Origin of the sequence: Parafrankia sp. Ea1.12, from assembly GCF_900465275.1 — a bacterium.
Taxonomy (GTDB): domain Bacteria; phylum Actinomycetota; class Actinomycetes; order Frankiales; family Frankiaceae; genus Parafrankia; species Parafrankia soli.
Genome location: NZ_UBIZ01000229.1, coordinates 1 through 12,239, shown reverse-complemented (window position 1 = coordinate 12,239; position 12,239 = coordinate 1). Strand labels below are relative to the sequence as shown.

Sequence of the window (12,239 nt, the reverse complement as noted above, 5' to 3'; positions counted from 1 at the left end):
CACCCCCACCGCGCCTACCCAGGCGGTACCCACCCACTCCATGCGCGCGCACGCCGTGCCCGCTCAGGCCGTGCCCGGTCGGGCGGCCCCCGCGGCGGCAGGAGTGCTCGTCATCCTCGTCGTGTTGATGGCGACCGAGCTGACCTTCGACGGGCTGGTCGACCCCCCGGCCTGGGTCCGGGCCGGATGGGCGATCACCACCGCGGTCGCGGCGGCGTGGCTCGCCGCCCACGGCCGCGAGCTGACCACACCGGCCCCGCCCACCACCACCCGCACCGGCGGCGCGCTGCCCATGACCGGCAGCGCGGGAGCCGCCAGCGGCACGATGCACGCAACCAGCGGCGCGGGACCGGCTACCAGCGGCACACGGCTGACGACCAGCCCGGCCGACGCCGACCCAGCGGGGCCGGCCCGGATGGCGGACCCGCTGTCCGAGCAGGATGATCTGGTCCAGACGCTGGTCATGGCCTCGTACGCCCTGCAGATGGGGGACGAGCCCCGCGCGCGCCAGGCCGTCGACGGAGCGCTGCGACGCTCCCGGGCAACCCTCGACGAGCTGATGCGCCAGCGCGGATGCCACGGTCTCGTCCGAGCCGCCCCGGCAGCCGCCGGCCGCAACACCCCGAACCTCTACTAACCCCTCAGCCGGACAACCCACGCAGATAGGGTCGGCGGCCGAGAGAAGTGTGGCGGGTGAGGGGGTCAGGTGCTGGTGGCTTCGGAGGGAACGGGGATCGGCTGGGCGGTGTCCGTGGGCTTGGAGACCGGGCGGGATGCGCGACGGCGACGGGCGCGGGCCGGCTTCTCGGCGCCAGCCGGAGTGCCCGCACCGTTCGTCCCGGAATGCAACACGCTGTCCGGATCGTCGGTGTTCGCGAACACCGGGATTCCGCCGGAACCCGGCCGCGACTCACCGTCGACCGTGGTGCCCTCGGCCCCGCCACTCCCGGCCCCGTTAGCCCCGGGCCCGCCACTGACGCCGCTGCTGTCGACGCCGTTGCTCTCAGTGCCCTGATCGCTTCCGGCTCCAACCGTTACGGCGATCCGGGCGGCCCGCGGTGCGACGGCGTCCGGCAAGGACGCGCCGGCCTGAGTGGCCGGGTGTTCACCAGGAGCCACCGCCTCCGCCGACCCCGAGACCCCAGCCGATCCAACTGATCCAGACGAATCAGTCGATTCAGCCGATGCGGAGCCGTTCACGGACCCGATGGCATCGTCCGAGGAGATATGCGCCCCGTCCACGGCCGACGAGACCGCGGCAGCCACGAGGGCCGGACCAGCGGGCTTTGTCGCGTGCCGTGCGCGGCGGCCCGTGGAGGTACCGGCCGCCTGGGCCGGAGCCTCCGCCGCCGGCTGGCTCGCCGACGACGCCGCCTCCCTCGGCTGTGCCCCGTCCCGCGACTGCGCGTCCCTTGAGTGCGCGGAGTCGAGGTGGACGAGCACACCGCGCCCGTTGCAGTGGGCGCACGGCTCGCTGTAGGCCTCCAGCAGGCCCTGGCCCACCCGCTTGCGGGTCATCTGGACGAGGCCCAGGCTCGTCACCTCGGCGACCTGGTGGCGGGTCCGGTCCCGGCCGAGGCACTCGGTGAGCCGGCGCAGCACCAGCTCGCGGTTGCTCTCCAGCACCATGTCGATGAAGTCGATGACGATGATGCCACCGATGTCGCGCAGCCGGAGCTGGCGGACGATCTCCTCCGCGGCCTCGAGGTTGTTCTTGGTGACCGTCTCCTCGAGGTTGCCGCCCTTGCCGGTGAACTTGCCGGTGTTGACGTCGATGACGGTCATCGCCTCGGTGCGGTCGATGACCAGTGAGCCGCCGGAGGGCAGCCAGACCTTGCGGTCCAGCGCCTTCGCGAGCTGCTCGTCCACCCGGTACTCGGCGAAGACGTCCCCGGTGCCGACGTAGCGGCGGACGCGGTCGCGCAGGTCCGGGGCGACCGTGTCGACGTAGCCCTCGACGGTCGCGGCCTCGTGCGACCCCTGGACGACCAGCTCGGTGAAGTCCTCGTTGAAGATGTCGCGGATGACCCGCACCACCAGGTCGGGCTCGCCGTAGAGCAGGGACGGCGCGCTGGCCTTCTGCGCCTTGCGCTGGATGTCCTCCCACTGCGCGACGAGGCGCTCGATGTCGCGCTCGAGCTCGGCCTCGCTCGCGCCCTCCGCCGCGGTGCGGACGATCACCCCACCGTTCTCCGGAGTGATCTTCTTGAGGATGCTCTTCAGCCTGGCGCGCTCGGTGTCCGGCAGCTTGCGGCTGATTCCGGCGTTCTGGCCGTCCGGCACGTACACGAGGTAGCGGCCGGGCAGGCTCACCTGGCTGGTCAGCCGCGCGCCCTTGTGCCCGATCGGGTCCTTCGAGACCTGGACGAGCACCGACTGCCCGGACTTCAGCACCTGCTCGATCTTGCGCGGCCGGCCGTCGAGGCCCGAGGCGTCGTAGTTGACCTCACCGGCGTACAGGACGGCGTTGCGGCCCTTGCCGATGTCGACGAACGCCGCCTCCATGCTGGCCAGGACGTTCTGCACCCGCCCGAGGTACACGTTGCCCGCGTAGGACGCCGAGCTGGCGCGCGTCACGAAGTGCTCGACCAGGACGCCGTCCTCAAGCACGGCGATCTGGGTGCGGTCACCGTTGTGCCGGACGATCATCCGGCGCTCGACCGACTCCCGCCGGGCGAGGAACTCGGCCTCGGTGACGATGGGTGCGCGGCGGCGACCGCTGTCGCGGCCCTCGCGCCGGCGCTGGCGCTTCGCCTCCAGCCGGGTGGAACCGCTGACCCCGCGGACGAGGTCGTCGTCCCGGCGCGTCTCGCGCACGTGCACGACGGTGTTCGGGGGGTCGTCGGGGATCGGCGCGGTCTCCGCGCCGGTCCCGGAACGGCGGCGGCGCCGGCGGCGGCGGCGAGATCCACCGGCGCGGTCATCGTCCGAACCGTCCTCGGCCGAGTCGTCCGCGCCGTCCTCGAGGTCCGCGCCGTCGTCGGCGTCAGACTCGGCGTCGGTGTCGGCGTCGGCTCCGGAGTCGGCTCCGGCCACCAGCTCGGCTTCGGAGTCAATCTCCTCCGCCTCGTCGAACGTCTCCCTCGTCGGCGAGCGACGTGAGCGGCGGCGGGAGGACCTGGGCTCACGCTCCACCGGCTCGGCTTCGGGCTCGCGGTCGTCGTGCTCCTCGGCCTCGTCGACCTGCTCCTCGGCAAGGTCGCTGGTCTCGGAGATCTCCTCTTCGCCGCGGGCCCGGCCACGGCCGCGGCGGCCGCGGCGACGGCGACGGGTTCCGCCCGGTCCGGCGTCGTCGCCGTCCGCGTCGGTGGACGAGTACTCGCCGCCGTCGAACGCCTGCTCGCTGCTCTCCGTCTCCAGTGCCTCACCGAACTCCGCGGTGTCGTACGCCACCGCGTCGTCGGCCGCGTCGACGATCTCGTCGGCCGAGGCCACGTCGTCGAGGCCCGCACCGGTGAGGCCGCCGCGACCGGTCACGACGGGCTCGACCGGCGCGTCGTCGGCGTCACGACGGCGGCGGGGCCACGGTTCCACGACCGCCGGCTCCGGCTGCTGGAAGGTGATCATCGCCACCGGGCGACGGGCCGACTGCCGGGTCACCGGCGCGGGGGCGGGCGCCTCGGCGCCGCTGGTCCACGTCGGGGCGACCGCCCGCGTGCGCCGCCGCGAGGTGCGCTCCGCCCGCGGGGGCTCGGGCGCACCGACCGCCTCGGGACCGGGGGCGGTCTCCGTTCCGGCGACCGCCTCGGGACCGGCCGCGGGGGTGGCTCCGGTGGTTCCGGCTCCCGTCACAGCCGCTCTTTCCGCCACTGTCGCGGCAATCACGGGCTCCGGCGAGGACGCGACCGCCGGCTGAGCCCCGGGCGCGTCCGTCGCGGCGGCGCCAGTCCCGGCAGCGCTGGTCCCGGCGTCCACGTCGGGGGTGGCGTTCACCGACAGTTCGTCGACCGGCTCCGCGAGCGGGTCGACGGTCTCGTCGATGGCCGGTTCGGGAGCCGGCGGGGTGGCCGCGTCGGCCGCCGAGTCCGGGGCTGCGGCGGTGGCCGGAGCGGAGGCGGCGGGAGTCTGCTCGGCCGCCGGCTCGACCTTCGTGGCCGCCCGACGAGCACGGGTGCGACGCGGCTTGGTCACGGCGGGGGCAGCCTCGCCCGACGCCGTAGTGTCAACGAGCGCATCGGACGCGGTGACGTCGCCCTTCGCGACCTGCCCGGGCGAGCCGGGGACGTTGTCCGCTCCGGCCTCGGGCGCCGCGGTGGCGGACGACGTGGTCTCAGGTGTCCTGGTGTCGAGCGACGTCGTGTCGGGCGAGCCGGCGGCGGGCGACGTGGTGTCGGAGGGAGCGGGGGTGGCTGTGGTGTCGGGTACGGCCTCGCTGACCTCCCGGGAGGCCCGGCGCGGCCGGGTCGTCCTCGCCCGCCGGGCCGGCTTGGCCGGCGCGGCTTCGGGCGCCGGCTCGGCGCCGGCCTCGACCAGCGGTACCGCGGCGTCAGGCGCCGCGCCGTCGGACACGGGGAGAGTGCTGGACGCGGCACCGGCACCGGCACCGGTGGCGGAATCGGCCGCGTCCACGGCGGTCTCGCCACCGGCCGCGGCGGCAGGCGGGCCTGCCTCCTCAGGTGGCGGCCCGGCCGGTCGGCCAGCCGCGCGGCGGCGCCGGGTGGGGCGTTGCGGAGCGGTCTCGGCGGTCACGCTCTCAGGGGCCGCAGATTCAGCGACAGCTGTCGCGGGGGTCACCGACTCGGGAGCCGCCGCCGCAGGGGCCGCGGTATCGGCAAGGGTGTTGTCGGAGGGCACGGTCTCGGAGGGCGTTACCTCGGAGCGCGTGGCCTGGTCCTCGATGATCTGATCTTCGGGCACGGGTTATGAAGCCTCTCGGGCTCCCGGGCGCGCTGTGTCAGCAGTCGCGGCCGCGCAGAAGCCACTGTCTCGGTCCGACGGTTGTGCCGCCGGCAATCCTGCGACGCCCTGCATCACGCTTCGAGTTGACCCACCAGCCGGGCAGCCTCGTCGCGGTCCGGTACCAGCGGGTCCGCCAGCGTTCCGTCCTCGCGCAACCGGCCCTGTTCGAGTCGTGTTGGCTCGGGCGGCACCGGGACGCTGAGGACGGCGACCGCGGAAAGGGCGGTCAGCACGTCGTCGGGTCGAACGGCGGGCGTCGTGTGCCGTACGACCACGTCCAGTATCGCACAGGTGTCGTTCTCTGCACGGCAAACGGCCCAGACCACGGCCTCGCGCACGTCCACGCGGCGCCGTCCGTCCTTGGTGGCCCGCTCGACCGTGAGTGACTCCCGACCCAGCAGCTCGGCGACGGCGACGTCCAGATCGGCGATCGCGACGCCGGGCATCCGCAGCCGCCACCGGGACGCGTCGATCCGGTCCGGCAGCGGCGGGCTGTCCGCCGCGACGCAGTGCAGGACGTCCAGCCCGGGCGGGAGCGCCGCGTCGAGTTCCGCGCGTACCTGCTCAGGCTCCATCGGGGCCGACAGCGCGACCTCGAAGTACTCGGCCTCGCTTGCGGCGCCGGTGGGTGCCGCGCCGACCCACGACACCCGGGGATGGGGGCTGAACCCGGCCGAGAACGCGACCGGTATCCGGGCGCGACGCAGGCCGCGTTCAAAGGTCCTGGCTATGTCGCGGTGCGACAGGAAGCGCAGCCGCCCCCGCTTGGCGAACCGGACCCGCACCCTGGCCACGACCGGCGGGGGCGGCGGGCCCTCAGGTCGACGAGGCACTGACCCGCGCCAGGTCGGACGGAACAGGGGACGACCCGGCAGGGCCCGGTTCAGCCGATACAGCCGACGCATCGGTACGACCCACCGGGATCACCGGGATCAGTGTGCGCCCGGTGGGGCCGATCTGGTTCTCGGTTCCCATCGTCGGGCACACCCCACAGTCGTAGCAGGGGGTCCAGCGGCAGTCGTCCAGCTCGGTCGCGCGCAGGGCGTCCTGCCAGTCGGCCCACAGCCAGTCACGGTCGAGGCCGGCGTCGAGATGATCCCACGGCAGGATCTCGCGCTCGTCGCGCTCGCGGGTCGTGAACCAGTCCAGCGAGACGCCGAGCCCGGTGAGCTCCGCCTCGCACGCGGCCTCCCAGCGGGCGAACGAGAAGTGCTCGCTCCAGCCGTCGAAGCGGCCACCGTCGCGCCAGACCCGCTCGATCACCCGGCCGACCCGGCGGTCACCGCGTGCGAGCAGCCCCTCGATGATGCCCGGACGCCCGTCGTGGTAGCGGAAGCCGACCGCCCGGCCGACCTCACGGTCGGCGCGCACGGTGTCACGCAGCAGCTTGAGGCGCTGGTCGGTCACCTCATGGGATGCCTGCCCCGCCCACTGGAACGGCGTGTGCGACTTGGGGACGAACCCGCCGATCGAGACGGTGCACCGGATGTCGCGGTGGCCGCTGGCCCGCCGGCCCGCCCGGATGACCTCGCGGGCGAGATCGGCGATCTCCAGGACGTCCTGGTCCGTCTCGGTGGGCAGGCCGCACATGAAGTAGAGCTTCACCTGCCGCCAGCCGTTCGCGTAGGCCGTGCTGACCGTGCGGACCAGGTCCTCCGCGCTGACCGTCTTGTTGATGACCCTGCGAAGCCGCTCCGAGCCGCCCTCGGGGGCGAAGGTGAGCCCACTGCGGCGGCCGTTGCGGGAGAACTCGTTGGCGAGGGTGACGTTGAAGGCGTCCACCCGGGTGGAGGGCAGGCTCAGCGCCGTGTTGGTGCCCTCGTAGCGGTCGGCCAGGCCCTTGGCGATCTCGCCTATCTCGCTGTGGTCCGCGCTCGACAGCGACAGCAGGCCCACCTCGGAGAAACCCGAGGCCGCGAGCCCGGCGTCGACCATCTCGCCGACGGTGGTGATGCTGCGCTCCCGCACCGGACGGGTGATCATCCCGGCCTGGCAGAACCGGCAGCCGCGGGTGCAGCCGCGGAAGATCTCCACGCTCAGCCGCTCGTGCACCGTCTCGGCCAGCGGTACGAGCGGGGTCTTCGGGTACGGCCAGGAGTCGAGGTCGGTCAGGGTGTGCTTGGCGGGCCGCTCCGGGACGTCGTCCCGGTTGCGGGTGACCGCCGCGATCCGCCCGTCCGGCCGGTAGCTGACGTCGTAGAACTCCGGGACGTAGACCAGCTTGCGGCGGGCGAGACGGTGCAGCAGCTCCGTGCGCCCACCGGGCGCGCCGGCGGCCTTCCAGGCCCGGGTGATGTCGGTGATCAGCAGGACGGCCTGCTCGCCGTCCCCGAGGACGACGGCGTCGACGAAGTCCGCGATCGGCTCGGGGTTGAAGGCCGCGTGCCCGCCGGCGATGACGACCGGCCAGGTCAGGCCGTCACCCGGGGCGGCACGGTCCGCGGTGCGCAGCGGGATGCCGGCGAGATCCAGGGCCGAGAGCAGGTTCGTGTAGCCGAGCTCGGTGGAGAAGCTGACCCCGAAGAGGTCGAAATCCCCGACCGGGCGATGGCCGTCCACAGTGAACTGCGGTATTCGGTGCTCACGCATCAGGGTCTCGAGATCCGGCCAGACCGAGTACGTGCGCTCCGCGAGGACGTCCGGCTGCTCGTTGAGGATCTCGTAGAGGATCTGGACGCCCTGGTTCGGCAGCCCGACCTCGTAGGCGTCGGGGTACATCAGACACCAGTGGACCGCGGCGTCGCCCCAGGGTTTGACGACCGCGTTCCCCTCGCCGCCGACATACTGGACGGGCTTCCGGACCCGTGGGAGCAGCGGCTCCAGGAGGGGAAACAGCGACTGTCCGGACATGCCCGCGAGCCTACGGCACCGGAGGGTGGCCGACCGCCTCAGCCCTCAGAGCGCGTAGGGGTCCGAGCGCGAACGCAGGCGGACGTTCTGCAACAGCCCGACCGCGATCATGTTCGCGAACATCGAGGAACCGCCGTATGACAGGAACGTCAATGGGAGGCCGGTCACCGGCATCACACCGAGACACATGCCGATGTTGACGAAGATCTGGAAGGTGAACCAACAGACCACGCCGGTGGCGATGAGCGCCCCGAAGGAGTCCTGCGAGTGGAAGCCGATCGTCAGCGCCCGCCAGAGCACCACGCCGAGCAGGACGATCACACCGCCGGCCCCCAGATAGCCGAGCTCCTCGCCGGCGACGCTGAACACGAAGTCGGTCTGCTGCTCGGGCACGAACTGGCCCTGGGTCTGCTGGCCCTCGAACAGACCACGACCGGTGATGCCGCCGTTCGCGATCGCGGTCATCGCCTGGTCGACGTTGTATCCGGTGGACGACGACGCCTTGTTCTCGGAGACGAACGAGGTGAGGCGTGCCTCCTGGTAGGGCTTGAGCAGGTGGAACTGCAGGATCGCCCCGCCGAAGAGGACCCCGCACAGGATCAGGCCGAGCACCCAGCGCCGCGGCGCGCCGCTCACCGCCAGCATGCCGAGGGTGACGAACACCAGCACCATGACCGTGCCGAAGTCGGGCTGCAGCATGATCAGGGCCATCGGCACGACGGCGAGCCCGAGCACGAGCAGCACGTCGCCGTGGCCCGGCGCGCCGCGCCGGATGCCGGTGTGCCGGTCCTCGTGTTTCTCCCCGAGGATCATCGCCGCCCCGACGACGAGCGCGACCTTGGCGAACTCCGACGGCTGGAGCTGGAAGCCGGCCGGGAGCACGATCCACGAGTGGGCGCCGTTGACGGTGGTGCCGACCAGGAGGACGGCGATGAGACCGACCAGCGAGCCGAGATAGACGAAGGGCGCGTACGCCCGCAGGATCCGGTAGTCGACCAGGGTCGCGGCGGCCCCGAGCAGCAGGCCGATCACCAGGTTCAGCAGGTGGCGCTTCAGGAAGGTCTGTGGGTCTCCCCCGGTCTCCTCCAGCCGCTGGCGGGTCGCCGACCAGACCAGCAGGGCACCGAGGAGCGCCAGCGCGATCACGCTGATCTGAAGCGGCCAGTCGAGCCGGCGCAGCGGCGAGTGCCGCCCGGACGCGCGGTCGCGCAGCTGCCCGATCCGCCCCCGGACCAGCACTGGGGAGGAGCGCAGCGCGGTAGGACCCGGGTCCTGCGTCATCGTTCCCCTCCCCGTCTGTGAGCGGCCCCGGCCATGCCGGCCGCACTGTGGGTGGACCGAACTGCCGAGTGGCCGTCCGTGGGATGTCCGGCCGGCTGTGGCCCTGGTGGCCGGCTGTGGACCCGGTGGCCGGCCGGATCGGCGCCGGCCGGCCTCGCACCGTCAGTCGTGCCCGGTTGGGCCGCGTGCCCGCGGCACCTGTTCGCCGGCCGCCGGCTCGCCGGTGCCGCCGACACCCGGTTCCACCGGCGGCGCCGGGTGCCTGGCCTCCGCGAAAACAGCGGGCAGCACCGCACCGGGGACCGTCGTTCCCGCGGCTGCATCCCCCGGCACCGCGGCGGCGGCGGTCGTACCCGACGCACCCGCGCCCGGCGCCGCTGTTCCCGGCGCCTGGGGGCCCGGGGCGGTCGTACCGGGTGCGCCCGCGTCCGGCGCGGCCCCGGGCGCCGCAGCGAACGTGCCGTCGCGGCCCAGCTCGGGCAGCTCGGCCGGTGGCTTGCCCCCAGGCACCGCCCCGGGTCGGCCTACCCCGTAGAGCGCCTTGTAGATCTCCTTGGCGACCGGCGCGGCGTACTCGGCGCCGGTCCCCGCCTCCGGGATGCTCACCACGACCGCGAACTGTGGGTCGTTCGCCGGAGCGAACGACGCGAACCACGAGGTGTCGGCCTTGCCCTCGACCTCGGCCGTTCCGGTCTTGGCCGCCACCGGCACCATGTCGCTGGGCCAGTCGGCGAACACCCCGGCCGCCGTCCCGCCGCCCTCGGTCGTCACCCCGCGCAGGGAGTCCCGGATGTAGGCGAGGTTCTCCGGCGAGATGGGCAGCTTCCCGGTGACCGTCGGCTCGATCCTCTTCACCTCTCTGCCATCCGGCGAGACCGTGGCCTTGGCGAGGGTGGGCTTGTAGAGAGTCCCGCCGTTCGCGATGGCCGCGTAGGCGGTGGCGAGCTGCAGCGGGCTGGCGGAGAGGTACTGCCCCTGCCCGATGGAGAACTGCACGGCGGCACCGGCGTTGTAGAGGTAGCCGTCGACGCAGGCCTCGGCCGCGTATCTGCGGAAACGCTCTGCCTTCGTCGGGTCGGGCTCCTCCGGGTAGCCGTTCTGCGCCCGCCGGCAGTAGGAGTCCTTGAGCTCCTCCCAGATCTGCTTGGCCTCGGCACGGTCCACGACCGTGCCGGCGGTCTCGCCGGGAAGGTCGATGCCCGTGCGCCGGCCGAAGCCCAGTCCCTCGGCCATTCGGGCGAAGTACTCCTTCGGCTCCGGGTAGGGGCCGCGGCCGTTGCGCAGCCCGCCGTCGGCGACCCAGGCGTCGTAGGCGAACTTGTCGTAGATGACGTCGCAGGAGATCACCAGCGCCTGGTGCAGCGTGATGGGTCCCGCGGACGAGCCGTCGAAGTTGTGGAAAACCTGGTCGCCGACCTGGAGCGTCGGCGCGCAGTCGTATGTGTCGTCGCCGCTCGCGCCCAGGTGCTCCAGCGCGACCGCGGTGGAGACGACCTTGAACGTCGACGCCGGCGCGGACGAGCCCTGGTAGGCCCGCGAGAGCAGCGGGGTGCCGTTGGCCGGGTCGGACAGCGCGGCGTAGTCGTTCTGGGAGACGCCGCCGACGAACACCGACGGGTCGTAGGACGGCAGGCTGGCCAACGCGACGACGCCGCCGGTGCGCACGTCCAGCACCACCGCGGAGGCGGACCGCGCTCCCCCGCCGAGCGAGTTGAGCGTCGTGGCCAGCGCCTCCTCGGCCGCGCGCTGGACGTCCAGGTCGAGGTTGAGCACGAGGTGGTCGCCGCTGACCGGCGGGGTCGTCGACGCGGTGCCGGCGACCCGGCCGAACCGGTCGACCTCGAGGCGTTCCACCCCGTCCGCGCCGCGCAGCGCGTCGTCGTAGGTGTACTCCAGGCCGGAGACGCCGATCAGGCTGTTGAGGTGGTAGCCCTTCTCGTCGCCCTGCTTGTCGAGCTGGTCCTGGGAGACCGGGGCGAGGTAGCCGAGTTCGTGCGCGGCGAGCTGGCCGTTCGGGTACTCGCGGACGGCCTGCAGGTCCGCGGAGACACCCGGGAAGCGGTCCGGGTGCTCGATCACCGCGAGCGCCTGCGCCGGGGTGACGTCCTTCGCCACCGGGACCGGCTGGTAGGGGGAGCCGTTCCAGCACGGCGCCCGCACCGTGGCCGAGCAGAAGCGGACCCGCTGCTCGAGCTCGGCCAGCGGCGCCCCGATGACGGTGGCCAGCCGGTCGAGCACGGCCTTGCCCTTGTCCGCCTGGCGGTCGATGGTCGACCGGTTGACCGAGATGACCAGCGAGGTGCGGTTGCGCACCAGGGGCTGACCCTCGTCGTCGACGATCATGCCCCGGGTGGCGGGGGTGACCACCTCGCGGACCCGGTTGGTCTCCGCGACCTGGCGGTAGCGCTCGCCGTCGAGGATCTGCAGCACCCACAGCCGGGCGCCGAGCGTCACCAGCAGGGAGAGCACGAGGACCCGCAGGATCAGCAGCCGGATGCGCATCCGGTCGGTCACACCCGCCTCCGATCCCCGTGCAGGCGGCGGGAGGCCGCCGCCGCGAGCGGGAACAGGAACGGCGTGACGAGCAGGGCGTAGAGCCCGGCGGCGATCGCGCGCACGATGGCCTGGCCACCGGTGAGGGCCGCGTCGCCCAGGATCGACGTCGTCGCCGCGTGGCCCAGGGTGCCCAGCGCCGCCGCGGCGCCGACCGCGGCGAGCGGCACGACGATCGAGCGCTCCGCCGCGTTCATCACCAGGCCGACGAGATACCCGACCAGGCACAGGACGAGCGCGGTCTGCCCGATCACATGCGTGGACAACAGATCGGCCACGAGCCCCACGGCGAAGCCCAGGACCGCGCCGAGCATCGGCCCCTCGATCAACGCGATGATCGCGAGCAGGACGAGGACCAGATCGGGCCGGCCGAGCGGCGCACCGAGCCGCGCCACGACCGAGACCTGCAGGACGACCGCGACCAGCAGCACCACCACCGCGGCCACGAACGTGCGCGGATGCAGGCTCTCCTCGGAGGTTCCGGTATCCCACACGGCCGACCTCAGCCCGCACCCGCGGCCGCGGGGACGCCCGCACCGCCCTGCGCCTGACCACCCTGAGGCTGCCCGGCTTGAGGCTGCCCGGCCTGGGGCTGCCCGGCCGGCTGCTGGGCGCCGTCGGGCTGGGCGGGCGCGGACGGCTGGCCGGCCGGCGGC

General features: G+C 73.2%; 7 protein-coding genes. 1 reads left to right on the top strand and 6 read right to left on the bottom strand.

The window, feature by feature from the left end; all coding sequences use genetic code 11:
- Positions 1–637: MFS transporter (locus FMEAI12_RS08840; protein WP_235013837.1), on the top strand; the 637-nt coding region annotated here is incomplete at its 5' end.
- Between the two features lie 65 nt (positions 638–702).
- Here the strand turns inward: FMEAI12_RS08840 and FMEAI12_RS08835 are convergent.
- From FMEAI12_RS08835 to mreD, 6 genes are all read right to left on the bottom strand, one after another.
- Positions 703–4,857: an Rne/Rng family ribonuclease gene (locus tag FMEAI12_RS08835; protein ID WP_112105640.1), complete on the bottom strand. Its 4,155-nt coding sequence runs from the start codon at positions 4,855–4,857 to the stop codon at positions 703–705.
- Positions 4,858–4,970: 113 nt separating this feature from the next.
- Positions 4,971–5,732, bottom strand: a complete 762-nt coding sequence (locus FMEAI12_RS08830) for a TIGR03936 family radical SAM-associated protein (RefSeq protein ID WP_020462732.1) — start codon at positions 5,730–5,732, stop codon at positions 4,971–4,973.
- Positions 5,716–7,749: a TIGR03960 family B12-binding radical SAM protein gene (locus FMEAI12_RS08825; RefSeq protein ID WP_112105639.1), complete on the bottom strand. Its 2,034-nt coding sequence runs from the start codon at positions 7,747–7,749 to the stop codon at positions 5,716–5,718. Before FMEAI12_RS08825 ends, FMEAI12_RS08830 begins: the two co-directional genes overlap by 17 nt.
- 45 nt (positions 7,750–7,794) lie before the next feature.
- Positions 7,795–9,030: a rod shape-determining protein RodA gene (gene rodA / locus FMEAI12_RS08820; RefSeq protein ID WP_071061510.1), complete on the bottom strand. Its 1,236-nt coding sequence runs from the start codon at positions 9,028–9,030 to the stop codon at positions 7,795–7,797.
- A 162-nt stretch (positions 9,031–9,192) separates the two neighbouring features.
- Positions 9,193–11,544: a penicillin-binding protein 2 gene (gene mrdA, locus FMEAI12_RS08815; protein ID WP_112105638.1), complete on the bottom strand. Its 2,352-nt coding sequence runs from the start codon at positions 11,542–11,544 to the stop codon at positions 9,193–9,195.
- A complete protein-coding gene (gene mreD, locus FMEAI12_RS08810) occupies positions 11,541–12,077 on the bottom strand; it encodes a rod shape-determining protein MreD (RefSeq protein ID WP_071061506.1) in 537 nt (178 codons plus the stop codon). The genes mrdA and mreD overlap by 4 nt, the downstream gene beginning before the upstream one ends.
- Positions 12,078–12,239 lie beyond the last annotated feature (162 nt).